The 24,840-nt window shown below is 71.7% G+C and carries 25 protein-coding genes; 13 read left to right on the top strand and 12 right to left on the bottom strand.

Going from position 1 to position 24,840, the window contains the following annotated elements:
- The first annotated feature begins 28 nt into the window (after window positions 1-28).
- Together DJ010_RS07230 and DJ010_RS07225 are read left to right on the top strand one after the other, a co-directional pair.
- On the top strand, window positions 29-316 hold the full coding sequence (locus tag DJ010_RS07230; protein ID WP_109692940.1) for a DUF3099 domain-containing protein: 288 nt from the start codon (window positions 29-31) through the stop codon (window positions 314-316).
- The gene (locus tag DJ010_RS07225; protein ID WP_109692939.1) at window positions 313-531 is read left to right on the top strand and encodes an acetone carboxylase; all 219 of its coding nucleotides are present in this window, start codon (window positions 313-315) and stop codon (window positions 529-531) included. Before DJ010_RS07230 ends, DJ010_RS07225 begins: the two co-directional genes overlap by 4 nt.
- A 3-nt stretch (window positions 532-534) precedes the next feature.
- Here the strand turns inward: DJ010_RS07225 and moaA are convergent, their stop codons facing one another.
- Window positions 535-1,527 carry a GTP 3',8-cyclase MoaA gene (gene moaA / locus DJ010_RS07220; RefSeq protein ID WP_109692938.1) on the bottom strand — a complete coding sequence of 331 codons (993 nt, stop codon included), beginning with the start codon at window positions 1,525-1,527 and terminating at the stop codon, window positions 535-537.
- 34 nt (window positions 1,528-1,561) lie between these two features.
- On the opposite strand from moaA, the gene DJ010_RS07215 reads away from it, so the two are divergent.
- On the top strand, window positions 1,562-2,338 hold the full coding sequence (locus DJ010_RS07215) for an SURF1 family cytochrome oxidase biogenesis protein (protein WP_245927312.1): 777 nt from the start codon (window positions 1,562-1,564) through the stop codon (window positions 2,336-2,338).
- Here DJ010_RS07215 and DJ010_RS07210 read toward each other — a convergent pair.
- Genes DJ010_RS07210 through DJ010_RS07195 form a run of 4 tightly spaced genes read right to left on the bottom strand, consistent with a single transcriptional unit; the run spans window position 2,330 to window position 8,167 of the window.
- Window positions 2,330-3,106: an SDR family oxidoreductase gene (locus DJ010_RS07210; protein ID WP_109692937.1), complete on the bottom strand. Its 777-nt coding sequence runs from the start codon at window positions 3,104-3,106 to the stop codon at window positions 2,330-2,332. The two genes, DJ010_RS07215 and DJ010_RS07210, sit on opposite strands and share 9 nt — an antisense overlap.
- A 32-nt stretch (window positions 3,107-3,138) precedes the next feature.
- Window positions 3,139-4,872 carry a glycerol-3-phosphate dehydrogenase/oxidase gene (locus DJ010_RS07205; protein ID WP_109692936.1) on the bottom strand — a complete coding sequence of 578 codons (1,734 nt, stop codon included), beginning with the start codon at window positions 4,870-4,872 and terminating at the stop codon, window positions 3,139-3,141.
- Window positions 4,873-4,885: 13 nt separating this feature from the next.
- The gene (gene glpK, locus DJ010_RS07200) at window positions 4,886-6,409 is read right to left on the bottom strand and encodes a glycerol kinase GlpK (protein ID WP_109692935.1); all 1,524 of its coding nucleotides are present in this window, start codon (window positions 6,407-6,409) and stop codon (window positions 4,886-4,888) included.
- 27 nt (window positions 6,410-6,436) lie between these two features.
- Window positions 6,437-8,167, bottom strand: a complete 1,731-nt coding sequence (locus DJ010_RS07195; RefSeq protein WP_146207277.1) for a glycoside hydrolase family 9 protein — start codon at window positions 8,165-8,167, stop codon at window positions 6,437-6,439.
- Between the two features lie 91 nt (window positions 8,168-8,258).
- Here DJ010_RS07195 and DJ010_RS07190 point away from each other — a divergent pair, with 91 nt between their 5' ends.
- The 5 genes from DJ010_RS07190 (at window position 8,259) to DJ010_RS07170 (ending at window position 14,967) form a co-directional block, all read left to right on the top strand.
- The gene (locus DJ010_RS07190; RefSeq protein WP_211318682.1) at window positions 8,259-9,008 is read left to right on the top strand and encodes an SDR family NAD(P)-dependent oxidoreductase; all 750 of its coding nucleotides are present in this window, start codon (window positions 8,259-8,261) and stop codon (window positions 9,006-9,008) included.
- Complete coding sequence (locus DJ010_RS07185; RefSeq protein WP_109692932.1) at window positions 9,009-10,085, top strand: S-adenosylmethionine:tRNA ribosyltransferase-isomerase; 1,077 nt, start codon at window positions 9,009-9,011, stop codon at window positions 10,083-10,085. It begins immediately after the preceding gene.
- Window positions 10,086-10,144: 59 nt separating this feature from the next.
- A complete protein-coding gene (locus DJ010_RS07180; RefSeq protein ID WP_109692931.1) occupies window positions 10,145-10,903 on the top strand; it encodes an ABC transporter ATP-binding protein in 759 nt (252 codons plus the stop codon).
- A gap of 1 nt (window position 10,904) precedes the next feature.
- On the top strand, window positions 10,905-13,448 hold the full coding sequence (locus DJ010_RS07175; RefSeq protein ID WP_109692930.1) for an ABC transporter permease: 2,544 nt from the start codon (window positions 10,905-10,907) through the stop codon (window positions 13,446-13,448).
- A gap of 814 nt (window positions 13,449-14,262) precedes the next feature.
- The gene (locus DJ010_RS07170) at window positions 14,263-14,967 is read left to right on the top strand and encodes a HEAT repeat domain-containing protein (RefSeq protein WP_109692929.1); all 705 of its coding nucleotides are present in this window, start codon (window positions 14,263-14,265) and stop codon (window positions 14,965-14,967) included.
- Between the two features lie 260 nt (window positions 14,968-15,227).
- On the opposite strand, the gene DJ010_RS07165 is transcribed toward DJ010_RS07170, so the two are convergent.
- Entirely contained in the window at window positions 15,228-16,826 is a 1,599-nt protein-coding gene (locus DJ010_RS07165) for an ABC-F family ATP-binding cassette domain-containing protein (protein ID WP_109692928.1), read from the bottom strand.
- 68 nt (window positions 16,827-16,894) lie between these two features.
- Between DJ010_RS07165 and DJ010_RS07160 the strand changes: the two genes are divergently transcribed.
- Entirely contained in the window at window positions 16,895-17,833 is a 939-nt protein-coding gene (locus DJ010_RS07160; protein WP_245927311.1) for a neutral zinc metallopeptidase, read from the top strand.
- 10 nt (window positions 17,834-17,843) lie between these two features.
- On the opposite strand, the gene DJ010_RS07155 is transcribed toward DJ010_RS07160, so the two are convergent.
- Both DJ010_RS07155 and DJ010_RS07150 read right to left on the bottom strand, forming a co-directional pair.
- Window positions 17,844-18,779: an exonuclease/endonuclease/phosphatase family protein gene (locus DJ010_RS07155; RefSeq protein WP_109692927.1), complete on the bottom strand. Its 936-nt coding sequence runs from the start codon at window positions 18,777-18,779 to the stop codon at window positions 17,844-17,846.
- Between the two features lie 14 nt (window positions 18,780-18,793).
- Window positions 18,794-19,693 (bottom strand): phosphotransferase, encoded by a 900-nt coding sequence (locus DJ010_RS07150; RefSeq protein WP_109692926.1) that lies wholly within the window; start codon window positions 19,691-19,693, stop codon window positions 18,794-18,796.
- 50 nt (window positions 19,694-19,743) lie between these two features.
- Between DJ010_RS07150 and DJ010_RS07145 the strand changes: the two genes are divergently transcribed.
- A complete protein-coding gene (locus DJ010_RS07145) occupies window positions 19,744-20,223 on the top strand; it encodes a GNAT family N-acetyltransferase (RefSeq protein ID WP_109692925.1) in 480 nt (159 codons plus the stop codon).
- A 5-nt stretch (window positions 20,224-20,228) separates the two neighbouring features.
- A complete protein-coding gene (locus DJ010_RS07140) occupies window positions 20,229-20,975 on the top strand; it encodes a hypothetical protein (protein WP_109692924.1) in 747 nt (248 codons plus the stop codon).
- Between the two features lie 7 nt (window positions 20,976-20,982).
- Here the strand turns inward: DJ010_RS07140 and DJ010_RS07135 are convergent, their stop codons facing one another.
- Window positions 20,983-21,591: an acVLRF1 family peptidyl-tRNA hydrolase gene (locus DJ010_RS07135; protein WP_109692923.1), complete on the bottom strand. Its 609-nt coding sequence runs from the start codon at window positions 21,589-21,591 to the stop codon at window positions 20,983-20,985.
- A 47-nt stretch (window positions 21,592-21,638) separates the two neighbouring features.
- On the opposite strand from DJ010_RS07135, the gene DJ010_RS07130 reads away from it, so the two are divergent.
- Window positions 21,639-22,130, top strand: a complete 492-nt coding sequence (locus DJ010_RS07130; RefSeq protein ID WP_109692922.1) for an SRPBCC family protein — start codon at window positions 21,639-21,641, stop codon at window positions 22,128-22,130.
- A gap of 30 nt (window positions 22,131-22,160) precedes the next feature.
- The gene (locus DJ010_RS07125; protein ID WP_109693153.1) at window positions 22,161-22,658 is read left to right on the top strand and encodes an SRPBCC family protein; all 498 of its coding nucleotides are present in this window, start codon (window positions 22,161-22,163) and stop codon (window positions 22,656-22,658) included.
- Window positions 22,659-22,769: 111 nt separating this feature from the next.
- Here the strand turns inward: DJ010_RS07125 and DJ010_RS07120 are convergent, their stop codons facing one another.
- The 3 genes from DJ010_RS07120 to DJ010_RS07110 are packed head-to-tail and all read right to left on the bottom strand — an operon-like array spanning window position 22,770 to window position 24,836.
- Window positions 22,770-23,138, bottom strand: coding sequence for a metal-sulfur cluster assembly factor (locus tag DJ010_RS07120; protein ID WP_109692921.1), 369 nt, complete (start codon window positions 23,136-23,138; stop codon window positions 22,770-22,772).
- On the bottom strand, window positions 23,131-23,583 hold the full coding sequence (gene sufU / locus DJ010_RS07115) for a Fe-S cluster assembly sulfur transfer protein SufU (RefSeq protein WP_109693152.1): 453 nt from the start codon (window positions 23,581-23,583) through the stop codon (window positions 23,131-23,133). The genes DJ010_RS07120 and sufU overlap by 8 nt, the downstream gene beginning before the upstream one ends.
- Window positions 23,584-23,585: 2 nt before the next feature.
- Window positions 23,586-24,836, bottom strand: coding sequence for an aminotransferase class V-fold PLP-dependent enzyme (locus DJ010_RS07110; RefSeq protein ID WP_109692920.1), 1,251 nt, complete (start codon window positions 24,834-24,836; stop codon window positions 23,586-23,588).
- Window positions 24,837-24,840 lie beyond the last annotated feature (4 nt).

Below are 24,840 nucleotides of genomic sequence, written 5' to 3'. Positions count from 1 at the left end.
GTGTGGCGGGCAGGCGTAGGCTGCAGGTATGTCCGACAACCCGATCCGGATCACCACGGTCGGGTCGAGCCCGGAGGCCGACCTGGCCCGGCGCCAGAAGCGCTACATGATCTCGATGTCGATCCGGACGCTCTGCTTCATCGGCGCTGCGGTGGCGGGCATGGCCGGTCTCAACTGGCTCTGGCCGATCCTGATCCTCGCCGCCCTGGTGCTGCCCTACGTGGCGGTCGTCAACGCCAACGCGGCCACCACCCGGCGCGACGCGATCCCGCTCACCGACGGGGGCAGGAGCGACCGACAGCTAGGCTCGAAGTGACGGAGGCCCCCGCCACCGAGCCCGACCTCTGCTCCGCCAAGGGCTGTCGCGCCGACGCCACCTGGCAGCTGCTGTGGAACAACCCTCGCATCCACACGCCGGACCGCCGCAAGGTCTGGCTCGCGTGCGACGACCACCGGTCCTCGCTCGAGGCGTTCCTCGGTGCGCGCGGCTTCCTCAAGGACACGGTGGCGCACAGCTCGGTGGTCGAGTAGACGTCAGCCGCCGATCGCCGACATCGGCCGGTCGGGCTGCAGGAACGTCGGGTCGTCGATGCCGTGACCGGCGGCCTTCCCGGCCATCGCGGTCAGCCACCGCCCCGCGAGGTCGGCGTCAGAGGCGCCCGCGCGCAGTGCCGAGCGGAGGTCGGACTCCTCGCGTGCGAACAGGCAGTTGCGCACCTGGCCGTCGGCGGTCAGCCGCACCCGGTCGCAGTCGCCGCAGAACGGGCGGGTGACCGAGGCGATCACGCCGACCGTGGCCGGGCCGCCGTCGACGAGGAAAAGCTCCGCCGGTGCGCTCCCCCGCGGCTCGGAGGCCGGCGTGAGCGCGAACTCCTGCTCGAGGTGCGCGAAGATCTCGTCGGCGGTCACCATGCCCTCCCGCGACCAGCCGTGCTGGGCGTCCAGCGGCATCTGCTCGATGAACCGGAGCTGGTAGTCGCGCTCCAGGCACCACCGCAGCAGCTCGGGCGCCTGGTCGTCGTTGATGCCGCGCAGCAGGACGGCGTTGACCTTGATCGGGCCCAGTCCCGCGGCCTCCGCCGCCGCGAGACCGGCGACGACGTCATCGAGCCGGTCCCGGCGGGTGATCTCGCCGAACGTGTCGGGCCGCACCGTGTCGAGGCTGACGTTCACCCTGTTCAACCCGGCCTCAGCCAGCGCACCGGCCGTGCGGGCCAGCCCGATGCCGTTGCTCGTGATCGACAGCTCCACCTCGGGGTCGAGCTCGCGGGTGCGGCGCACGATGTCGACCAGCCCTCGACGGACGAGCGGCTCCCCGCCGGTGAACCGCACCTCACGGACACCGAGGCGCTGGATCGCGACGCCGATCAGTCGGACGACCTCGTCGTCGGTGAGCTGCTCGGCGGTCGGCATCCAGTCGAGGCCCTCCGCCGGCATGCAGTAGGAGCAGCGCAGGTTGCAACGATCGGTCAGCGACACCCGGAGGTCGGTCGCGACCCGTCCGTACCGGTCGACGAGGGGCTGCATCCACCCAGGATAGGCAGGTCACTACGGTGGTGCCGTGGGTGAGTGGCTGGCGTCGTGGCGATTCCTGCTCAGCCGGCGCTGGATCCTGTTCTTCCTGGCCGTCCTCGTCCTCGGCTACGGCACCTGGTGGCTCGGCGAGTGGCAGTTCGGCCGGCTGGACGACAAGCGTGACTCCAACGCGGTGATCGAGGACAACGCGCACGACGACCCGGTGCCGGTCGAGGACGTGCTGGCGCCGGGCGAGCCGGTCGCCGACGACGAGGAGTACACGGTCGTCGAGGCGACCGGCACCTACGCCGTCGACGACACGCTGATCGTCCGCTACCGCACCCGGGACGGGGCGCCGGGCGTCGACGTCGTCGTGCCGCTCGTGACCGGGGACGGGACGACGCTGGTCGTCGACCGCGGCTGGCTGTCCTACGACGGGCCGACCTCCGGGGCGCGGGACGCGGTGCCGGCACCGCCAACGGGCGAGGTGACGATCACCGGCTGGGTGCGCATCGACGGCAGCGGCGACAGCACGCGGGTGACCGACGGCGGCATGCGGGCCATCTCCAGCACGGCGGTCGCCGACGCCCTCGACATCGAGACGTACGGCGGCTTCGTGGAGCTGCTCTCGGAGGATCCCGCGCCCGAGGAGGCGCTCGAGCCGCCCGAGGAGCCGGACACCGGCGAGGGTCCGCACTTCTTCTACGGGTTGCAGTGGTGGTTCTTCGGCCTGCTCGCGCTCGGCGGTTTCAGCTATCTCGCATGGGACGAGCGCAAGAACGGTCCGCGCGGCGAGCGGAGCAGGTCGCGGACCTCAGAATGACCGGACCAGGCCACCGTCGACGGCGACCATCACCCCGGTGACGTACGACGCTCCCGGCGACAGCAGGAACGCCGCGACCCGCCCGAACTCGGCGGGATCGCCGTACCTCCGCAGCGGGATCCGTTCCTTCCAGCGCTCCTCGGTGGCCGCGGCGTCACCGGTCGCAGCGTCCAGCTCGGCGACCCGCTCGGTGCCGACCCGGCCCGGGAGCAGGCCCGTGACGCGGACGCCCCGCGGTCCGAGCTCGTCGGCGAGGTCCTTGGCGACCATCGCCAGGCCGGGGCGCAGCCCGTTGGACACGGTGAGCCCGGGCACCGGCTCGCGGGCACTGCTGGAGAGCACGAACGCGAGCGCACCGCCCTCGCCCAGGACCGCGCCGACCTCCCGCGCCAGCCGCACCGCGCCGAGGAACACCGACTCGAACGCGGCGGTCCACTGCTCGTCGGTGATCGCGTCGATCCGGCCGGCCGGCGGCCCGCCGACGCTGACCAGCGCGCCGTCGAGGCGCCCCCAGCGGTCCTGCGCGGTGCCGATGAGGCGCGCTGGCGTCGCCGGGTCGGCGTTGTCCGCGACCACCCCGGCCACCTGGTCGGCTCCCGACCCGCCCGCGGCGCCGAGCGCCTCGACGGCCGCGTCCACGTTGTCCCGGGACCTGCCGGACACGACGACGCGGGCGCCCTCGGCGAGGAGCACCTCGGCAGTGGCCCGGCCCAGGCCGCGGGTGCCGCCGGTGACGAGGTAGACGCGGTCACGAAGATCGAGGTCCATGCCGCGAGGCTACGACCTCGCTCGGTCCCGGGTCACTCGACCGCGTGCGAGACCGGCACCACGTCCGGCGCGCCCTTGCGGGCGGCATCGGCGGTCAGGTCGTCCGGCTGCCGCTGGCTCTCGCGCTCGGCCTCGACCCGCTTGAGGTAGTGCTCGAGCTCCCGCTCCCGCTGCGCGCTGTCCCAGCCGAGGTAGCCACGGGCCAGGTCCGCGACGCTCGGTGCCGCGCCCACGCCACGGTCGAAGGTCTCGATGGACACGCGCAGCCGTCGGGTGAGGACGTCGTCGAGGTGCCGGGCGCCCTCGTGGGTCACGGCGTAGACCGCCTCGGCCTGCAGGTAGTCCTCCGCGCCCGGCAGCGGCTCGGCGAGGTCCGGCTCCGCGGCGATCAGGTCGAGCACCTCCAGCACCAGCGACCCGTAGCGCTCCAGCAGGTGCTCGACGCGGTTGATCGCCAGCCCCGACTGGGAGGCGAGGGTGCGGCGCTGGTTCCACAGGGCCTGGAAGCCGTCGGCGCCCACGAGCGGGATCTGCTCGGTCACGCACGGCCCGACGGACCGTCCGGTCGCGATCTCCAGGCCGCGGACGGCCTCGTCGACGGCGTCGGCGGCCATCACCCGGTAGGTCGTGTACTTCCCGCCGGCGACGACCACCAGGCCGGGCACCGAGTGCGCGACGGCGTGCTCGCGGGAGAGCTTCGAGGTGGCCTCGTCCTCGCCCGCGAGGAGCGGCCGCAGCCCGGCGTAGACACCCTCGACGTCGTCGCGGGTCAGCGGCACCTCGAGCACCCGGTTGACGTGCTCGAGGATGTAGTCGATGTCGCTGGAGCTGGCGGCCGGATGGTCCTTCGAGAGCTCCCAGTCGGTGTCGGTGGTGCCGATGATCCAGTGCCGTTTCCAAGGGATCACGAACAGCACCGACTTCTCGGTGCGCAGGATCAGCCCGGTCTCGCCGCGGATCCGGTCGCGCGGGACCACGACGTGGACCCCCTTGCTGGCGCGCACCTTGAACTGGCCGCGTTCCCGCGCCATCGCCTGGGTCTCGTCGGTCCACACCCCGGTGGCGTTGATGACCTGGGAGGCGCGGATCTCGAACCGGTTGCCGGTCTCGAGGTCGATGACCTCGGCGCCCACCACCCGCTCGCTCTCCTTCAGCAGGCCGATGACGCGCGTGCGCGTGGCGACGGCGGCGCCGTACGTCGCCGCGGTGCGGGCGAGGAACATCGTGTGCCGGGCGTCGTCGACCTGCGCGTCGTAGTACTTGATCGCGCCGACCAGCGCGTCCTTGCGCAGGGACGGGAACGCCTTGCGGGCGCCGTGCCGGGTCAGGTGCCGGTGCACCGGCATGTCGGTGCCGTAGCCGCTGGTCTTGGCGAGGGCGTCGTAGAGGGCGACGCCCGAGCCGGCGTACCAGCGCTCCCAGCCGCGGCCGGTGAGCGGGTAGAGGAAGGGCACCGGCCGCACGAGGTGCGGCGCCAGTCGCCGCATCAGCAGGCCGCGCTCCTTGAGCGCCTCGGCGACCAGCCGGAAGTCGAGCATCTCCAGGTAGCGCAGGCCGCCGTGGACCAGCTTGGAGCTGCGGCTCGAGGTGCCGGAGGCGAAGTCGCGGGCCTCGACCAGCCCGACCTTCAGGCCGCGGGTGGCGGCGTCGAGCGCGCAGCCGGCGCCGACCACGCCACCGCCGATGACGAGCACGTCGAGCTGCTGGCCGGCGAGCTTCTTCAGCGCGGCGGTGCGGGCGCGCGGGGACAGCGCGGCGGGGCTCACGGTGCGCCTCCCATCAGACGTCGACCCAGTCGAGCGTGCGCTGGACGGCCTTCTGCCAGCGGGCGTAGCCCTCGGCGCGCCGGTCGTCGTCCCAGTGCGGCTCCCAGCGGGTGTCCTCGCGCCAGTTCTCGCGCAGCTCGTCGGTGCTGCTCCAGAACCCGACCGCGAGGCCGGCGGCGTACGCGGCTCCGAGCGCCGTGGTCTCGGGGACGACCGGCCGGCTCACCGGCACGCCGAGCACGTCGGCCTGGATCTGCATGCAGAGGCTGTTGAGCGTCACTCCCCCGTCGACCTTGAGCACCTCGAGCTCGACGCCGGAGTCCTTGCACATGGCCTCGACGACGTCGCGGGACTGGTAGCAGATCGCCTCGAGGGTGGCCCGGGCCAGGTGGGCGTTGGTGTTGAAGCGGGACAGGCCGACGATGGCGCCGCGCGCGTCGGAGCGCCAGTGCGGCGCGAACAGGCCCGAGAACGCAGGGACGAAGTAGACGCCGCCGTTGTCCTCGACCTGGCGGGCGAGCGCCTCGGACTCCGAGGCGCCGCTGATGATGCCGAGCTGGTCGCGCAGCCACTGGACGGCGGAGCCGGTGACCGCGATCGAGCCCTCGAGCGCGTAGACGCAGGGCTCGTCGCCGAGCCGGTAGGCCGGCGTCGTGAGCAGCCCGGCCTTCGAGCGGACGATCTCGGTGCCGGTGTTGAGGAGCATGAAGTTGCCGGTGCCGTAGGTGTTCTTGGCCTCTCCCGGGGCGAAGCAGACCTGGCCGACCGTGGCCGCCTGCTGGTCGCCGAGGATCCCGGTGACCGGCACCTCTCCCCCGAACGGTCCGGGGGTCCGGGTGGTGCCGAACGGTCCGGCGGCCGCGGAGGCCGACGACTCGCGGATCTCGGGCAGCATCGCGCGCGGCACCCCGAAGAAGCCGAGCAGCTCCTCGTCCCAGTCCAGGGTCTCGAGGTCCATCAGCATCGTGCGGCTGGCGTTGGTGACGTCAGTGACGTGGACGCCGCCGTCCGCGCCACCGGTCAGGTGCCAGAGCAGCCACGAGTCCGCCGTACCGAACAACGCGTCGCCACGCTCCGCCGCCTCTCGCACGCCGTCGACGTGCTCGAGGATCCACTGCAGCTTGCCGCCGGAGAAGTACGTCGCCGGGGGCAGTCCCGCGCGGTGCCGGATCACGTCGCCGCGACCGTCACGGTCCAGCGCCGCCGCGAGCGCGTCGGTGCGGGTGTCCTGCCAGACGATCGCGTTGTGCAGCGGCCGGCCGGTGCGGCGGTCCCACACGAAGGTGGTCTCGCGCTGGTTGGTGATGCCGATCGCGGCCAGGTCGGAGTGCTGGAGCCCGCGCTTGCCGAGGGCGGTCTGCACGACGCTGGAGGTGCGCTCCCAGATCTCGACCGGGTTGTGCTCGACCCAGCCGGCCCGTGGCAGCACCTGCTCGTGCTCGAGCTGGTGACGCGCGACCTCGGCTCCTGCATGGTCGAAGACCATGAACCTGGTGCTCGTCGTGCCCTGGTCGATGGCCCCCACGAATTCCGCCACGGGCCAACTCTGGCACGTCGGCCGGCGTCAGTCGGAGATCAGGGCGAAATGCAGCGCGGCGGGCGCGGAGTAGCCGATCCCGACCTCGTTCATCACGTAGTCGTCCGCCAGGTCCTGGTAGGTCTGGTCCTCGGTGTCGAACGGTCCCAGGGCGACGTCGTCCTCGCGGTTGTCGTTGATGTCGCCCAGGGGCGCCGGCCCGCCGACGACGGCACCGCTCAGCTCGCGGCCCACCGCCTGCACCCAGTGGTAGGGGTGCTCCACGTCGCCGACCTCGGCCTGCCACCGCAGCTGCCAGGGGTTGGCGCCGAGGAACCAGCCGGTCGCCCGCAGCAGCGCCGGAGCGGCGTCCTCGAGGCCGGCCCGCCCGGCCAGCTCGAGCACGATCGCGCCCGACTCGGACTGGCGCACCGAGGCCCATTGGGCATAGCCGGCGCGGCCGAAGGCGGTCGAGTTCTCGGGGTCGTCGTCGACCTGGTAGATCCAGGCCGCACCACCGGCACGCAGGATCCGGCAAGCCGGCCCGGACACCGCCGCCGGTGCCGGTGCGTCCCCGGGCCGCAACACCCCGCACAGCTCGGCAGCCGCGATCGCCGACATCTGGTAGCTGTCCGCAGCCACGAGCCAGTTCTCCTCCCCGTCGCTGGTCGCTCGCTCGAGCGAGGCCAGCGCCGCGTGGGCGTACGAGCGCTTGCCGGTCGCCCGCCACAAGCTCGCCTGGGCGACAGCGACGTCGTCGCGCCAGCTGTCTTGCTGGTAGCAGCAGTTCCGCCAGACCTTGCGGAGTCGCTGCGCCTCTGCCAACCACGACTCCGCCTCCCGGACGACCCGCTGCCTGCGCACGACTCCGAGGCGAAGGCTGGCGTTCGCCAGCGCACCCGCGACCGCCGCGGCGACGTCGGAACCCCCGGATTCCTTCGTCAGAACGTAGGACGGTCGAACCCGCCGCCGCGGGTCGTCGCTGGTGTCGTCCACGGTCGGGTCGCGGAAGCCCGCGTTGTGGTCGGCGTTCGTGTGCCCGACCTGGGCGACGAAGACGCCGCGCCGGCGCGCCTTCATCAGCCAGCGCACCCCGATCCGCGACGCGTCGAGGATGCCGTCCCGATCGCCCTGGTTGGCGCCGGCGAGCTCGAGCATCAGTGTCGAGTAGGCGGTGGTAACGGTGAACTTCAGCTGGTCCCCAGCGTCCATCCAGCCGCCCTCGACGTCGATCCGCTCCCCCTTGCGCGGACCGTTGGCGATCCTCGACCGGACGTCGTTGAGGTGGCTGGGGCGGTGGAAGCTCGACGGCTCGTTGCCGTCGGCGTTGGAGTCGAAGATGGTGAGCGTCGAGAGGAGCACGTCCCGGTAGGCGTCGTCGGCCACCTCGATCGTCGACGACGTCGTGCCGTCGACGACCACGGTGTAGCTGCCCGGCTCGTCGATCGCCGCCAGGTCGGCGAGCGCGGCGTGGGCCCACGGTGCCGCCGGCGCCTCGACGGGCTCGAGCTCACCGTCGGCGACGACGGTCTGTCCCCGGCGGACCTCGTACCCGGTGCCACCCAGCGCCTCGTCGGACGCCACGACCGCGGGCGGCACCCGGCCGGGCTCGGCGGTCGACGCCACCCGGACCACGAGGGGGCCGGCGGCCTGGTCGACCGACCCCACCGTCTCGGACACGGGCGTGTGGCCGCGCGACGGCTCCTCCATGCAGGCGACGAGGGTCGACAGCGCGACGACCACCAACAGGACGCGTGTCGCGCGCCGGCGCCGGATCATGAGCCCATGCTGCCCGCCCGGGCGGCGATCCGCACCCGGTTCCGAGGAAAGCCTTGACTTCAAGTTAACTTCAAGTTCAACCATGGTGGACATGAAGAAGACTGCACTCATCACCGGCGGCAGCGCCGGCCTCGGCCGCGCACTGGTGGCCGCACTCAGCTCCCGGGACTGGCACGTCATCACCGACGGCCGCGACCGGGACCGGCTGGCCCGGCTCCGGGACCTCCCCGGCGCCGACCACGTCACCGCGATCCCCGGCGACGTCACCGACGCCGACCACCGCGACGCGCTCCGCGCCGCGGTCGACGGGCGCGGCCGGCTGGACCTGCTGGTCCACAACGCCAGCGTGCTCGGGCCGGCGACCGGCGACACCCGGCACCGGCTGCTCGCTGACACCACGCCCGAGGACCTCCAGCACGTCTGGCGCCACAACGTCGGCGCCCCACTCGTGCTGACCTCGCTCCTCCTCCCGACGCTCGCCGCCTCCCACGGCGTGCTGCTCTCGATCTCCTCCGACGCCGCCGTGCAGCACTACCCGGGTTGGGGCCTCTACAGCGCCTCGAAGGCGGGGCTCGACCACGTCACGTTGACGTTCGCAGCGGAGAACGACGCGATCACGGCGTACGCCGTCGACCCCGGCGACATGCGCACCCAGATGCACCAGGACTGGTTCCCCGGCGAGGACATCTCCGACCGGCCGCTGCCCGAGACGGTCGTGCCGCACCTGCTCGCGCTGCTGGCCAGCCGGCCGCCGTCGGGCCGCTACCGCGCCGCCGACTTCCCGGCGTTGCGGAGCACGACGACGGACGCCGAGGCCGGCGACCTCGGGGCGGTGGTCTGAGTGACACTCCTCGACGAGCGACCCACGACCACGTTCACCGCACCGCGGAGCGCGTTCGCGCCGGCCCCTGCCGAGCGCCGGGGTGTGGCCCGCGACCGGGTGCGCCTGCTGGTCGCCGACGGGGCGCACGGCCTGACCCACGCCCGGTTCGCCCACCTGGTCGAGCACCTGCGACCGGGCGACGCGGTGGTGGTCAACGACTCCGCGACCGTCGCGGCCCAGCTGGACGCCCACCTCGCCGGCCGCGGACCGGTCGTCGTGCACCTGGCGACGCCGCTCCCCGACGGCTCCTGGGTGGTGGAGGTACGACGGGCGCCGGACGCCGACCGGGCGGTGCTCGACGCCAGCCCCGGCGACGTCCTCGAGATCGCCGCCGGTCGCGCGCGGGTGCGGCTGGTCGCGCCGTACCCCGAGCCCGGGTCATCCCCCACCGGCGCCGGCAACCGGCTCTGGCACGCCGAGCCGGAGGGCGACCTGTCGGCGACCGCCCGGCGCTACGGGCGACCGATCTCCTACGGCTACCTGGCCGACCGGTTCCCGCTGACCGAATACCAGACGGTGTTCGGGCACCGGCCGGGCAGCGCGGAGATGCCGTCGGCCGGCCGGCCGTTCACGGCCGACCTGGTCACCCGCCTGGTGGCGAACGGTGTGGTCGTCGCCCCGGTCACCCTGCACACCGGCGTGTCGTCCCAGGAGGCCGGCGAGGCGCCGCAGCCGGAGCGGTTCGAGGTGAGCGCCGCGACGGCGGCCACGGTCAACGCTGTCCGGGCGGGCGGCGGCCGCGTGGTCGCGGTCGGCACCACGGTCACCCGGGCGCTGGAGTCCGCGGTCGAGGACGACGGCCCCGGCGCCCGGGTGGTGGCCGCACGCGGCTGGACGTCGCGGGTGGTGACCCCCGAGGACCCGCCCCGGGTCGTCGACGGCCTGATCACCGGCTGGCACGACCCCGAGGCCTCGCACCTGCTCCTGGTGGAGGCCGTGGCCGGTCGCGAGCTCACCCAACGGGCCTACGCCGCAGCCGTCGACGCCCATTACCTCTGGCACGAGTTCGGCGACTCGGCCCTGCTGTTGCCCTGAGTACCGGATCAGGGCATATCCCGATGCCGCAACCACCCAGCATCGGGCAGGGTGTAGCCATGACGAGCGTCCCCCACCGCCCGCCTGCTGCCGCACGCGCCGTCGACCTGCGCAAGGTCTACGGGTCCGGCCAGTCGGAAGTCCACGCCCTCGCCGGTGTCACCGTCGACCTCGACGCCGGCAAGTTCACCGCGATCATGGGTCCGTCGGGATCCGGCAAGTCGACCCTGATGCACTGCCTGGCCGCCCTCGACACCCCGACCTCGGGGACGATCGAGGTCGACGGCACCGGGCTGGCCGGCCTCAACGACAAGGCGCTGACCGCGCTACGGCGGGACCGGATCGGCTTCGTGTTCCAGGCGTTCAACCTGATCCCGACGCTCACCGCGAAGGAGAACATCCTGCTCCCGCTCGACCTGGCCGGCGCCAAGGTCGACCAGGACTGGTTCGACACCGTGGTCGACGCCGTCGGGCTGCGCGACCGGCTCGGTCACCGGCCGAGCGAGATGTCGGGCGGCCAGCAGCAGCGGGTGGCGTGCGCCCGGGCACTGGCGAGCAAGCCGTCGATCGTCTTCGCCGACGAGCCGACCGGCAACCTCGACAGCACGTCCGGGGCGGAGGTGCTCTCGTTCCTGCGCCGCAGCGTCGACGAGTTCGGGCAGACGGTCGTGATGGTCACGCACGACGCGGTCGCGGCGTCGTACTGCGACCGGGTGATCTTCCTGGCCGATGGCCAGGTGGTCGACGAGATCACCGACCCGGACCGCGAGCAGATCCTCGAGCACATGACCGCGCTCCAGACCCGCGCCGCCGGCTGACATGTTCAGGCTCACCCTGCGCAACCTGCTGGCGCGCAAGCTCCGGCTCGTCATGAGCGGGCTGTCGATCGTGCTCGGCGTCGCGTTCCTCTCCGGCGTCCTCGTCTTCAGCAACGGGCTCTCGACCACGTTCGACGGCATCATCTACGGCTCCACGCCGGACGGGGTGGTGCGGGCGAAGGACTTCGCGGAGTTCGACGCCGGCTACTCCGGCACGCCGAAGAACGTGGTGACGCCCGAGACGATCGCCGAGCTCGAGGAGCTGCCCGAGGTCGACCGCGCCGACGGCGACGTCGCCGGCTTCGGCATGAGCCTGCTCGCGTCCGACGGGACCCTGGTGGGTGGCACCGGCGCACCGACGCTCGCTTTCAACTACCACGACGGCCCCAACATGGACGGCGGGGACATCCTCGAGCTCGACAGCGGCCGCTGGCCCGAGAGCGACCAGGAGATCGTGCTCGACACCGGCGCGGCCGAGAACGGCGAGTACGAGCTCGGCGACGAGGTGCAGCTGCTGGCGCCGTACGGCGAGATCGAGCAGACGGCCACCCTGGTCGGAACCGCGGAGTTCAACGGTGGCGGGACCGCCGGCGCGACCCTGCTCATCTTCTCCACCGAGGGCGCGCAGCGGCTCTTCCTCGACGGGAAGGACGTGTTCAACCGGGTCAGCCTGACCGCCGCGGAGGGCGTGTCCCAAGAGGAGCTGCGCGACGCGGCCGCGGAGGTGATCCCCGAGGACCTCGAGGCGGTCACCGGCGACAAGGTTGCCGACGAGTCGGAGGCCGCGATCGGTGAGTTCCTCGGGATCATCAAGATCTTCTTGATCGTCTTCGCCGCGATCGCCGTGCTGGTCGGCGGCTTCATCATCCTCAACACGTTCTCGATCCTGGTCGCGCAGCGTTCCCGCGAGCTGGCACTGATGCGGGCCCTGGGCGCCGCGCGCGACCAGGTGACGCGATCGGTGCTGCTGGAGGCGCTGGTCCTGTCGTTCCTCGCCTCGACCATCGGCATCGGGCTCGGGCTGCTGCTGTCCCGCGGCCTGGCCTCCATCTTCCGTGCCATCGGGCTCGACATCTCCAGCGCCGCCCTCGACCTGACGGTCGGCACGGTCGTGATCAGCTACGTCGTGGGCGTCGCGGTCACGATGGTCGCCGCCTACCTGCCGTCCCGACGGGCGGGCAGGGTCGCCCCGGTCGCGGCCATGCGCGCCGAGGCACCGCAGGCTCCCGCCCCGCTGGGCCGACGGGCGGCCATCGGCGGCGCGCTGCTGCTCGTGGGCGCCGCGCTGGTCGCGTGGGGCGTGGCCGGCGCGCCGGGTCCGGACGCGATCTGGGTCGGCATCGGCGGCGTGGTCTGGATCATCACGGTCGCCGTGATCAGCCCGATCATCGGCAAGCCGGTCCTGGTCGGCTGCCGCGCTCTGTTCTCACGGGTCTTCGGCGCACCGGGCCGGCTGGCGGGCGAGAACGCGCTGCGGGACGCGCGTCGTACCGGCGCCACCGCGTCGGCGCTGATGATCGGCCTCGCGCTGGTCTCGACGATCGGCGTGCTGGCCGCGTCGATGAACAAGTCGATCGACGACCTGGTCGACGAGGAGTTCACTGCCGACTACCTCGTGCAGAGCGTGAACTTCGTGCCGTTCTCGACCAGCGTCGGCGACGACCTCGCGGACGTCAACGGCGTCTCCGTGCTCAGCCGGCAGCAGTACGTCGGCGCCAAGATCGACGGCGAGACCGAGTTCGTCGCCGCCAACGACGAGCGTTTCAACGACATCTACGACCTCGACGTCGTGGAGGGCACCACCGACGTGCAGGGTGCCGAGGCGTTCGTCGCCGACGAGTACGCCGACGAGCTCGGCGTGGGGATCGGCGACCCGATCGAGCTCACCTTCCCCGGCGGCAAGAAGCTCGAGCTCGAGATCGTCGGGATCGTGAAGCCGTCCGAGGTGACCGCCTGGGTCAGCTTCCCGCTCGACCAGGTCGAGCAGGCCGGCCTCGCCCGCCAGGACACCTCCATCAGCATCCTGCTCGAGGACGGCGCCGACGCCGAGACCGTGAAGAACGACCTCGACGACGCGGCGTCCGACGTCCCGATCGTCGCGGTGTACGACAAGGAGGAGTTCAGCGACTCCATCCGCGACCAGGTCAACCAGCTGCTCTACATGATCTACGGCCTGCTCGCGCTCGCGATCATCATCGCGGTCTTCGGCATCGTGAACACCCTCGGTCTCAGCGTCATCGAGCGCACCCGCGAGGTCGGCCTGCTGCGCGCCATCGGCATGAGCCGGAGCCGGCTGCGGCGGATGATCACGCTGGAGTCGGTGGCGATCGCGCTGCTCGGCGCCGTGCTCGGACTCGGCCTGGGGCTCGTGGTCGGGGTGTCCCTGCGGGAGACGCTGAAGGAGGACCTCTCCAGCCTCGCGCTGCCGTTCACCCAGCTCGTGGTGTTCCTCGCCATCGCCGTCGTGGTCGGCGTGCTCGCCGCGGTCGTCCCGTCGATCCGAGCGTCCCGGATGAACGTGCTCGAAGCGATCGCCGAGGAGTGAGCGTCGTCGTACCTGGTGCGACGGCTCAGGCGGGCGGCTCGACCTCCGGGGCGGGAGGTGCACCGGGGTCCTCGCCCGGCTCGGGGTCCGGCGTCGATATCGGACTCGGGTCGCCACTCGGGACGACGTCAGGATCGGGACTGGGTTCAGAGGGCGTGGTGGTCATGCTCGTTCGATACCCGAGCCTCCCGCCGCCAGACCGGGCGCGAGGACCGGACACGAGTCGGTGAGGCAGACCCGCCGAACACCACCAGAAGCACGGCTAGCTCGGCAGCGACGACGATGTCGGTGCCAATCGGGGTGCCACGTCGACCGGTCATTACCCGTTGAGCACGCGCCGATCGGCCCTGGCGTGCTGGGTCATCGCCTAGGGTTCCGGCATGACGAACCAAGGACCCGGACCCAGTCTCGCGCTGAAGCTGGCCGCGTTCGCGCTCGTCATGCTCGCCGTCTTGGGAGCACTGGGATTCGGCGTCGGACTCGTCGAACTAGGCCTGTGGCTAGTGGCCCTGGTCGCGGGGACGTGTCTCATCGTTCAACGCTCTCGACGATCGCGCGCTCCGAAGGCATCGCTCGTGTGACGACGGTCGCGGCAGTGGCGTGCCGCCGCGCGCACGCACCTTGTGGCTCAGGCGTGTCGGCTGAGTTGGAGCGTGCCGATCGCCGGCTCCGGCTCGCCATCCTTACCCGCGTCATCGGCGGCCCGCGAAGCGCCCCGACGCGTGACATCCGCGCGCACCCACTGCGGCAGCAACGGGCAAGTTTTCGCGCGGGCTGGAGTGGACCGATCGGCCGCATTCGGCAGGATAGGCGGGTGGCCGGGCGATGGCGTGACGCAGACCTGCTGAGGGCGTTGCGTTACGCCAAGGGCGATGACCGGGCAGTCCTGTTCAACGCCTTGGCCGACTCCGTCGGCAGCGAAGCCCCCATCCAGTTGCGAGGGCTCTACACCTCGGAGATGGGCGCGGCACGCTCAAACGCCCTCCACGCGCTCGCTCGTCGCTGCGGACCCGCAGCGACGGATGTGCTTTCGGAGGCGCTGCGGTCGCGCTCGATCGAGGTTCAGGGGAAGGCGGCCTCCGAGCTGGCGGAGAGTGGGACAGCCGACGCGGCTGAAGCAGTTTTCGAGTGGTTGGACCGAAAGCTCGGACGCAGGAGGCGCGAAACAACCTGGGATCCCTACGAGTTGCCCAGCGCGATCAGGTTCGCGGTACGCCACGGGCTCCATGCGGAGGTGGCCCGCATCATCGCAAAGCACTGGGCAGCGTTGGACCGCGACGAACAGGACTGGCTCCGCAGAACGTGGCCCGCACTGTTCGACGGCACCGACGTGCCGGCCATAGCCACGGGCGTTCGGCCCCCGGAGCAGGTGCAAGAGGACGTCTATGAGGATCAGCGCCGAGGGCGCGCGGCTAAGAGGGAGGAGCCGGAGGCCCGGGCAAAGCAGGACGACGAGTACGTCCGCAAGGCCCTCAGGAACGCCGAGCGAAACAGGCGTCGTATCGAGAGCGACGACTAGCTAGATGCGCACGCTTCTCGGCATCCTTGCGCGCCTCATGCGGCGGTAGCGTGCTGCTCCGCGCGCACGCCGTTCGGCAATAGAGGGCGGGAGTGAGGGAACAGATCCGCCTTACGTCCTACGCTTGGGGCTCCCCATGGCCCGCACCGTAGGACGTTGCGCGCGACCGCCCTCGCTCGGACATCTTCCGCTGGCGCACCTCCCCGACAGCGGGCTGGTAGGTCGCCCGGCTTCGTTCGAGTCGCGCTCCGCGAGCCCGGTCAGGCCAGGGCGACCAGGTCGGCGTACTCGACGTTCCAGAGGTCCTCGACGCCGTCGGGGAGGATCAGCACACGGTCGGGCTCGAGGGCGTGGACGGCGCCCTCGTCGTGGGTGACGAGGACGATGGCGCCCTCGTAGGAGCGGATCGCGGCCAGCACCTCCTCGCGGGAGGCGGGGTCGAGGTTGTTGGTCGGCTCGTCGAGCAGCAGCACGTTGGCGGCGGAGACGACCAGGCTTGCCAGGGCGAGACGGGTCTTCTCGCCGCCGGACAACACGCCGGCGGGCTTGTGGGCGTCCTCGCCGGAGAAGAGGAACGAGCCGAGGACCGAGCGGGCCTCGGTGTCGGTCAGCTGGGGTGCGGCCGACTGCATGTTCTCGAGAACGGTGCGGCCGATGTCGAGGGTCTCGTGCTCCTGGGCGTAGTAGCCGAGCTTCAGCCCGTGGCCGGGCACGACGGCGCCGGTGTCGGGCTGGTCGAGTCCGGCCAGGATGCGCAGCAGCGTGGTCTTGCCGGCGCCGTTGAGGCCGAGGATGACGACGCGTGAGCCCTTGTCGATGGCGAGGTCGACGTCGGTGAAGACCTCGAGCGAGCCGTAGGACTTCGACAGCTCCGCCGCGGTCAGCGGCGTCTTGCCGCAGGGGGCGGGCTTGGGGAACGCGATCCGGGCGACGCGATCGGCCTGGCGCTCCGCCTCGACGCCGGCGAGCATCCGCTCAGCGCGCTTGAGCATCGACTGCGCGGCCTGCGCCTTGGTGGCCTTGGCGCGCATCTTGTTGGCCTGGTCGGTCAGGGTCTTGGCCTTCGCCTCGGCGTTGGCCCGCTCGCGCTTGCGGCGCTTCTCGTCGGTCTCGCGCTGCTGGAGGTAGGCCTTCCAGCCGACGTTGTAGGTGTCGATGACGGCGCGGTTGGCGTCGAGGTGCAGCACCCGGTTGACGGTCGTCTCGAGCAGGTCGGTGTCGTGGCTGATGACGACGATGCCGCCGGAGAAAGCCTTGAGGAAGTCGCGCAGCCAGACGATCGAGTCCGCGTCGAGGTGGTTGGTCGGCTCGTCGAGCAGCAGTGTCTCGGCGTCGGAGAACAGGATCCGGGCCAGCTCCACCCGGCGCCGCTGGCCGCCGGAGAGCGTCTTGAGCGGCTGGCCGAGCAGGCGGTCGTCGATGCCGAGGCTGTGCGCGATGGTCGCGGCCTCCGACTCCGCTGCGTAACCGCCTCCGGCGTGCAGCTCGGCGTCGGCACGCTCGTAGCGACGCATCGCGCGCTCCCGGACCGCCACGTCGTCACTGCCCATCTCGTGCTCGGCCGCCCGCAGGCGTCGTACGACATCGTCGAGGCCGCGTGCCGAGAGGATCCGCTCCCGGGCCAGCTGCTCGGGGTCGCCCGAACGCGGGTCCTGGGGCAGGTAGCCGACCTCGCCGCTCGACGTGACCGTCCCCCCGGCGGGCAGTGCCTCGCCGGCGAGGATCTTCGTGAGCGTGGTCTTGCCGGCCCCGTTGCGGCCGACCAGGCCGACCTTGTCGCCCGCGGCCACCCGGAAGGAGACGTCCTCCATCAGGAGCCGGGCACCGGCTCTGACCTCGAGCTGGTGGACCGTGATCATGACGTGGTCGATTCTCCCACGGTCACGGCTCGCGGGCCCAAACGAGCCGATCCCCTAGGGTGCTGATCGTGGTGCGATTCAATCCGAAGGCTCGGCTCGACAGGTCTCGCGTCCGCGACGTCGGCAGGAGTGGCGGTGGTGGCGCCACCGGGATGCGCATCCCCATCCCCGGCGGCATCGGTGGGAAAGGCGGCATCGGCGGGCTGGTGCTCGTGATCGCCCTGGTGATCCTCGCGCAGTGCACGGGCATCGACATCCTCGGCGGCGGCTCCGGCGGCGGCTCGGCCAGCAACGCCCCCAAGCTCCTCACCTACGACGCCTGCGAGTCCGGTGGGGACGCCAACGACAACCGCGACTGCGCCCGGGTCGCCACTGAGAACACGCTCACCGGCTTCTGGGAGTCCCAGGACATCGACGGCTTCCGGCCGGTCGACGGCCTCTATACGTTCAGCGGCTCCGTCAGCACCGGCTGCGGCAACGCGTCCTCCGACGTCGGCCCGTTCTACTGCCCGCCGGACGAGTCGATCTACCTCGACACCCGGTTCTTCGACCAGGTGCTGGAGGACCAGCTGGGCGGCCCCGACGGTCTCTTCGTCGAGATGTACGTCCTCGCCCACGAGTACGGGCACCACATCTCCAACGTCATCGGCGACATGGCCCGGGTGAAGTCGCAGCAGACCGGTCCCGAGAGCCCCGGGGTCCGGTTGGAGCTGCAGGCCGACTGCTTCGCGGGGATGTGGGCCAAGGCGGCGCCCACCATCGAGGACGACAACGGCGAGGTGATCATCAGCGAAATCACCGAGCAGGACCTCAAGCTCGGCCTCGACGCCGCCGCGGCCGTCGGCGACGACTACATCCAGCGCAAGACCCAGGGTCAGGTGCAGGAGGAGGCGTGGACGCACGGGTCGTCGGCGCAGCGCCAGTACTGGTTCACGGTCGGCTATGAGGCCGACTCGATGGAGGACTGCGCCACCTTCGACGTGGACAGCGTCCAGGTCCCCCGCTGACCCGCTCTCCTCAGCGGTCGTACCACCGGATCTGCGCCACCAGCGGCCGGTGGTCGGAGGCGTAGCCGTCGAGCGACCGGTGCTCGACGAACTGGCCGGTGCCCTCGTCCCGCGCCCGGACCCGCAGCGTGCGATCGGCGATCCAGACGTAGTCGATCCACCGGTCGCCCCTGGTCGGCTCGACGCCGCCCAGCCCGAGCACGTCGTACGACGAGGTCGCGTGGCCGTCCTGCGTGTCGAGGATGCCGCCCTCGGGGCGGGCCGCGACGTCGTCGGCGTGGTCGAAGTTGAAGTCGCCGGTGCCGACCACCAGGTCTCCGGGCACCTCGTCCCAGACGTCCGCGAGCTCGCGCAGGTGCTCCTTGGCGTCGTCCGCGTTGACCCGGTCGGTGAAGCCGTCGCCGGTCTCGATGCCCTGGTTGAGGTGGGTGTCGACGACGGTGAGCAACCGGCCGCTGTCCCGGTGCCGCAGGGTCACGACCACGTATCCGCGCGGCGGATAGGGCAGGTCGGTGCGTTGCTTCCCGGCACCGCCGTGCACCTCCGTCCACGCACCGTCCACCAGCTCGTAGTCGGCACGGCGCCACGAGACCGCCAGCCAGAACGGGCCGTCCGGCTCCCAGAGCTGCCAGGTGTCCCAGCCCTTGCCCTCCAGGCGGCGTCGTACGTCGGGGAAGTAGTCCGCGCGCGTCTCCTGCCAGCCGATCACGTCGACCCGGTCGTCCCGGGTGAGCCGCAACGCGTCCGCCATCGCGTCCCGGCGTGGGAGGTGCCGGTAGACGTTGAACGACGCGACGCCGACCGTGTCGACGACCGCGCCGGGGAGCTTCTTCGCCGGCGCGGGCCGCGGGGCCTGCGCCGGCGCGGTCCTCTCCTCCGGGTCGGTGGAGCACGCCGTCGTCACCAGGGCGGCGACGAGCACGCCCGCGAGGGCACGACGGGTCATGGACGCAACCTAGGTCAGAGCGCCAACAACGCTTCCATGTGCGGGAACTGTCGCTGCAGCGCCCGCAGGTGCGGCGCGACCGAGGGGTGACGGTACTTCGACGCCAGCGCGCCCTCCCCCGTCGCCACCCGTGCCAGCGCCCACTCCGCGCGGTTGAGCGCGGTGTAGACGGCCACGACCTGGGCCCCGAGCACCACCTGGTCGCGGTCCGCCTCGGGGAAGCCCAGCAGGTAGGCGTCGAGCAGCGGCTCGAACCCCTCGCGGGAGGAGAGCGACAAGTAACCGAGGTCGCCGCCGACCGGGCCGGTGCCGAGGGTTCCCCAGTCGATCGCGACCGCGTCGTCGCCCTCGCGGCCGGGCAGGTTCCGCCCGGTCGGGTCGCCGTGCTGCGGCACCTGGGGCAGGTCGTCGAGAAGGTCGAGCATCGAGTCGCGGTGGCGCCACAGGTGGTCGGCGACGTCGGCGACCGTGGTGCGGTCGAGGGTCGGCCAGCCGCCGTGGCGCTCGACCCGCTCCATCCGGTCGCGCATCAGCGAGCAGGCGAGGAAGCGGGCGTCCGGCAGGACACCCGCGGCGAACCGGCCCATGCAGAGCGCCAGGAACAGCCCGCTCGACGCGGCGTCCTCGACCCAGTCCCGCACGATCGTGATGCCGTCCTCGTCCGCCTCCGCCGAGGCCGGCGCGCCCCGCAGGCCGGGCGTGGTGTCGGTGAGCCCGGTGAGCACCACGTCGGCCTCGCGCCGCCAGTAGCCGATGTGCCCCGGTTCGGAGAGGGCCGCGGGGTCGCCGGGTCCGGGCGCTGCGAGTCGCTTGACCACCACGGGACGACCCCCGAGCGCCGTCCGCCAGACACCCACCGTCGACGTACCGGAGCCACCCGGGAGCGCGACCCAGTCGGGCTCGGGCTGCCACATGAGGTGGACGCTAGCCGATCCCGGCCGTCGTGGATGGGAGGCTGGCACCCATGCAGATCTCCGTCGACGACCCGCTGCGCGACGACGTCGTACGACTGCTCGAGGAGCACCTCGCCGACATGAGGGCCACCTCGCCGCCGGAGAGCGTGCACGCGCTCGACCCGCACGCGCTGGTGGGTCCCGGCCTCACCTTCTGGACGCTGCGCGACGACGGGCTGCTGCTCGGCTGTGCAGCGCTCAAGGAGCTCGACCCCCGGCATGCCGAGATCAAGTCGATGCGGACGGAGGCGGTCGCGCGTCGCCGTGGTGTGGCCGGGCGGCTGCTCGACCACGTGGTCTCCGTCGCGCGCGAGCGGGGCTACCAGCGGCTCAGCCTGGAGACAGGGACGCAGGAGTTCTTCGCGCCGGCCTGGGCGCTCTACGTCTCCCGCGGCTTCACCACGTGCGGCCCGTTCGGGTCCTACGTCCCCGACCCGAACAGCCTGTTCTTCACGACGAGCCTCGCGCAGGGCCCCGATCCACTACCTTGACGGCCATGCGCTCCATCCGCGTCGCGTCCGTCGCGACCCTCCTGACGCTCTCCACCCTCCTCGCCGGCTGCGGCGACGACGGGGACGGCGACGCCGACGAAGAGACGACCGAGACCGTCACGGTCGAGGCCTCGACCGAGACCACCGAGTCGACCTCCCCCACGGACACGGCGTCGCCGACCGACGTCACCCCGATGGATCCGACGGACACCGGCGACATCACCCAGGAGCAGGTCGAGGCCGCGCTCCTGACGCCAGAGGAGGTCGGGCCGGACTTCCTGCTCGGCGCCTACACCGACGAGTCCTCCCCGCCGCTGTGCGACCCGGAGGGCACACCGGTCGACGAGCAGGTGCCGCCGCAGGTGCAGGGCGGCACCCAGATCGACCACAACAGCGGCGACGTCGCGATGCAGGAGGAGATCGCGATCTACGCGACCGAGGAGGAGGCCGCCGAGGCGTTCGGCCTCGCCACGGCGGGCCTGGCGTGCACCGAGGGCAGCAGCGACGGCGCGCCCGTCACGATCGGCGCCGCCCAGGACGTGACGGCCCAGGTCAACGGCGCGAGCGGCATCGGGTCCAGCACCGCGTGGGAGATCACCGCCGACGGCTTCAACGGCGTGGTCGTCGCGACGCTGGCGGGACGGATCGTCCTGGCGACGCAGTTCGCCTCCGCGCCGCAGTTCGACACCTCCACGCTGCCGAACCCGGTGGACGTCGCGACCGACGCCTTCGCGAAGGCCCTGGCCAACTGACCCGACGCTAGGCGTTCTCCACGTCGACCTGCAGCGCCTGGGCGTCGCCGATCGCGGCGTCCAGGACCGCACGGCGCGGATCGGGTACGGCGAGCCACGGCTCGACGACGGTCAGGCCGGCCAGCCGTGGGTCGGTCAGCACGGCGCCGACGGCCGCGTGGTCGCCGCCGGTCACGAGCGGGCCCGTGAGCTCCGTCAGGATCCGCGCGGCATGGTCCGCGGCAGCGCCGTACGCCTCGCGGGCCTGGTTGTCGCGCCGGCGGGCGAACCGCTGCTGCGACTGACCGCCGGCCTTGGTGCGGCCCTGGACGTGCCGTTGGCCGACCTTCGACTCCTGCAGCCGCTTCCCCGACAGCCTGGCGACCGCGAACCCGCCCTTGCGGACGAGCAGCACGCCCCAGTCCGGCGGGGCCGCAGCTTCCGTGACCACGGCTGCGACCTCGGCCGGGCCGGAGTACGTCCGGTCGAACGGGAGCGCCGCGGTGAACCACGACCCGTCCTCGGCATCGCCGCGAAGGGCTCCTGCGGTGACCGCCAGAGCGGTCGCGCCGTGGCGGTCGGCGAAGTTGGCGACCCACCGTTCCAGCCGCGCCGGCGGGACGAGGACGCGAGCCATGGGGACGACGCTACCGACGCGGGCCCTAGGCTCTCGGCGTGCCCCGCATGCGCGACCTCCAGCGGGTCGACGACCGCTTCGTCGAGACCGCCCCGCTGCGCTTCACCAACAGCGTCGACCTCGCGATCACGCCCGAACAGCTCTTCGACGTCTTCCACGACGCCGAAGCGTGGCCGCGTTGGGTGAAGGCGCTGACCGAGGTCGTCTGGACCAGCCCTCGTCCGTTCGGACCGGGCACCACGCGGACCGTCCACCTCCGCGGCCGGATCGTCGGTGAGGAGGAGTTCTTCACCTGGGACGAGCCCCGTCGGATCGCGTTCCGGTTCAACGCGGTGTCGACGCGGCTGGTCACCGCGTTCTCCGAGCAGTACGACGTCGAGCCGGTTCCCGGCGGGTGTCGGCTCACCTGGTCGGTCGGCATCGACGTGCCCGACGCCCTCCGACCGCCGATGCGGCTCGTTCACGGCGGTCTCGACGCGCTCTTCGCGTCGTTCCTCCGCCGCCTCCGGCGCTACACGGACGCACGCCTAGATAACTAGAACTTGTTCTAGCATGGTCGGGTGACCGAGATGCACCCCTGCGAGCCGGTCGGCGTCGACTTCGTCGACACCGCCCGCTTCCGCTACGCCAACAGCGTCGACCTGGCGATCACGCCCGAGCAGCTCTTCGAGGTCCTCGAGGACGCCGACGCCTGGCCGCACTGGGCGAAGGTCATCACCAAGGTCACCTGGACCAGCGCTCCCCCGCGCGGCGTCGGCACCACCCGGACCGTCCACATGCTCGGAGGCCTGGTCGGTGACGAGGAGTTCCTGCTCTGGGAGCCGCCAACCCGGATGGCGTTCCGTTTCAACGCCGCCTCGGAGCGGACGATCCGCGCGTTCGCCGAGCGCTACGACGTCATCCGCACCGACGGCGGCTGCCGGCTCACCTGGACGCTCGCGCTGGAGGTCACCGGGCCGTCGAGGTTCGTCACTCCCCTGGGCAAGCCGGTCATGAACCTGGCGTTCCGGTGGTTCCTGCGGAAGCTGCGCCGCTACACCGACGAGGAGTACCGCGCAAACGTCTGAGCACGGGCGCTCAGCGTGTGGCCTGGCAAGGCGGAGGAAGGAGGCGGCCGTCAAGCGAAGCGGGCCGTCGACTGACGACAACGCCGCCAGGGCGCACGCTGTGCGTCCGTGTCAGACGTTGAAGCCCAGCGCCCGCAGTTGCTCACGGCCGTCGGGGGTGATCTTGTCCGGGCCCCACGGCGGCATCCAGACCCAGTTGATCGCGACGTCCTTCACGAGGCCCTCGAGGGCGGACTCGGTCTGGTCCGTGATCACGTCGGTCAGCGGGCAGGCCGCCGAGGTGAGGGTCATGTCGAGGACGACGTTGGTGTCGTCGTCGAGGTGCACGCCGTAGACCAGGCCGAGGTCGACGACGTTGATGCCGAGCTCGGGGTCGACGACGTCCTTCATCGCCTCGGTGACGTCGTCGACCGTCGTGGTCGACGTGCCGACCGCTCCGGTGGCCTCGGGCACGTCGGGCAGGTCGCTGTGGTCAGGCATCGTTTCCTCCGGCTTGAACGGTGGCGTCTTTCCAGGCCATCCACGACAGCAGCGCGCACTTCACGCGCGCCGGGAACTTGGCGACACCCGCGAACGCGATCGCGTCCTCCAGGGTGTCCTCGTCGGGCTCGACCTCGCCCTTGCCCTGCATCAGGGCCAGGAACTCCTCGTGCAGGGCGAGCGCCTCGTCGACGGGCTTCCCGACGACGAGGTCGTAGAGGACCGAGGCCGACGCCTGCGAGATGGAGCAGCCGAGCGCGTCGTACGACACGTCCGCGACGACCCCGTCGTCGAGGTGCACCCGCAGGGTCACCTCGTCGCCGCAGGTCGGGTTGACGTGGTGGACCTCGGCCTCGAACGCGTCCCGCAGGCCCTTGCCGTGCGGGTTCTTGTAGTGGTCGAGGATGATCTCCTGGTACAGGGCATCCAAGTTCTGTGCAGTCATCATCAACCCAACTTGAAGTACGAGCGGGTGTATTCCAGGGCCTCGACCAGGGCGTCGATCTCGGCCGGCGTCGTGTAGAGGTACGACGACATGCGCGTCGAGCTCTGGACGCCGAAACGAGCGTGCGCGGGCTTGGCGCAGTGGTGGCCGGCACGGACGGCGACGCCGCGCGAGTCGAGCACCTGCGCGATGTCGTGCGGGTGCACGCCCTCGAGCTCGAAGGCGATCGCGCCCCCGCGCTGCGTGGCGTCAGTCGGACCGAGCACGGTGAGGCCGGGCACGGTGGCCAGGCCCTCGAGCGCATAGCCGGTGATCGCCTGCTCGTGGGCGTGGATCGCGTCGAGGCCCAGGTGGCCGAGGTAGTCCACCGCGGCGCCGAGGCCGACCGCCTCGACGATCGGCGGGGTGCCGGCCTCGAAGCGGTGGGGCGTCTTGGCGTACGTCGAACGGGCCATCGTGACGGTCTCGATCATCTCGCCACCACCGTGGAACGGCGGCAGCCCGTTGAGCAGCTCCTCGCGGCCCCACAGGACGCCGATGCCGGTCGGTCCGCAGACCTTGTGCCCGGTGAACACGAGGAAGTCGCAGTCGACCGCCTGCACGTCGACGGGCAGCTGGGGCGCGGCCTGTGAGGCGTCGATCACCGAGAGGGCGCCGGCCGCCTTGGCCCGCGCCGTCAGGTCGGCGACCGGGTTGATCGTGCCGAGCATGTTGGAGACCCAGGTGAACGCGACCACCTTGGTGTTCTCGTCGACCAGCTGATCGGCGTTGCTCAGGTCCAGCTGGCCGTCGTCGGTCAGCCCGAACCAGCGCAGCTCCGCTCCGGACCGCTCGCACGCGAGCTGCCACGACACGATGTTCGAGTGGTGCTCCATCTCGGTGATGACGACGTTGTCGCCCGGGCCGAGGTCGATCGTGCGGGCCAGCAGGTTGAGCGCCTCGGTGGCGTTCTTGGTGAAGACGACCTCGTTGCGCGACGGCGCGTTCAGGAACGCCGCGACCTTGTCGCGGGCCTCCTCGAACGCACCGGTCGACTCCGCCCCGAGCTGGTGCATGGCGCGCGCGATGTTCGCGTTGTGCCGCTCGAGGTGGTCGACCATGGCGTCGATCACCACCTGCGGCTTCTGCGAGGTGTTGGCGCTGTCGAGGTAGACCAGCGGCTGCCCGCCCGCGAGCGTCCGCTCGAGGATCGGGAAGTCCTTGCGGACCACCTCGAGCTCGGGCAGCAGGCCGGGGAGGGTCGGGGTCGTCATGGTC

Source organism: Nocardioides silvaticus, from assembly GCF_003160695.1.
GTDB classification, from domain to species: Bacteria; Actinomycetota; Actinomycetes; order Propionibacteriales; family Nocardioidaceae; genus Nocardioides; species Nocardioides silvaticus.
This window is presented reverse-complemented; position numbering and strand designations above follow the sequence as displayed.

Coding starts and splice junctions, on each gene's coding strand:
- DJ010_RS07135 (WP_109692923.1), bottom strand. CDS start 21,591: ATGGCTCGCGTCCTCGTCCCGCCGGCGCGGCTGGAACGGTGGGTCGCC.
- DJ010_RS07190 (WP_211318682.1), top strand. CDS start 8,259: ATGAAGAAGACTGCACTCATCACCGGCGGCAGCGCCGGCCTCGGCCGC.
- DJ010_RS07125 (WP_109693153.1), top strand. CDS start 22,161: ATGCACCCCTGCGAGCCGGTCGGCGTCGACTTCGTCGACACCGCCCGC.
- DJ010_RS07110 (WP_109692920.1), bottom strand. CDS start 24,836: ATGACGACCCCGACCCTCCCCGGCCTGCTGCCCGAGCTCGAGGTGGTC.
- DJ010_RS07145 (WP_109692925.1), top strand. CDS start 19,744: ATGCAGATCTCCGTCGACGACCCGCTGCGCGACGACGTCGTACGACTG.
- DJ010_RS07120 (WP_109692921.1), bottom strand. CDS start 23,138: ATGCCTGACCACAGCGACCTGCCCGACGTGCCCGAGGCCACCGGAGCG.
- DJ010_RS07175 (WP_109692930.1), top strand. CDS start 10,905: ATGTTCAGGCTCACCCTGCGCAACCTGCTGGCGCGCAAGCTCCGGCTC.
- DJ010_RS07180 (WP_109692931.1), top strand. CDS start 10,145: ATGACGAGCGTCCCCCACCGCCCGCCTGCTGCCGCACGCGCCGTCGAC.
- DJ010_RS07195 (WP_146207277.1), bottom strand. CDS start 8,167: ATGATCCGGCGCCGGCGCGCGACACGCGTCCTGTTGGTGGTCGTCGCG.
- DJ010_RS07210 (WP_109692937.1), bottom strand. CDS start 3,106: ATGGACCTCGATCTTCGTGACCGCGTCTACCTCGTCACCGGCGGCACC.
- DJ010_RS07130 (WP_109692922.1), top strand. CDS start 21,639: ATGCGCGACCTCCAGCGGGTCGACGACCGCTTCGTCGAGACCGCCCCG.
- sufU (WP_109693152.1), bottom strand. CDS start 23,583: ATGACTGCACAGAACTTGGATGCCCTGTACCAGGAGATCATCCTCGAC.
- DJ010_RS07155 (WP_109692927.1), bottom strand. CDS start 18,779: ATGACCCGTCGTGCCCTCGCGGGCGTGCTCGTCGCCGCCCTGGTGACG.
- moaA (WP_109692938.1), bottom strand. CDS start 1,527: ATGCAGCCCCTCGTCGACCGGTACGGACGGGTCGCGACCGACCTCCGG.
- DJ010_RS07230 (WP_109692940.1), top strand. CDS start 29: ATGTCCGACAACCCGATCCGGATCACCACGGTCGGGTCGAGCCCGGAG.
- DJ010_RS07150 (WP_109692926.1), bottom strand. CDS start 19,693: ATGTGGCAGCCCGAGCCCGACTGGGTCGCGCTCCCGGGTGGCTCCGGT.
- DJ010_RS07165 (WP_109692928.1), bottom strand. CDS start 16,826: ATGATCACGGTCCACCAGCTCGAGGTCAGAGCCGGTGCCCGGCTCCTG.
- DJ010_RS07140 (WP_109692924.1), top strand. CDS start 20,229: ATGCGCTCCATCCGCGTCGCGTCCGTCGCGACCCTCCTGACGCTCTCC.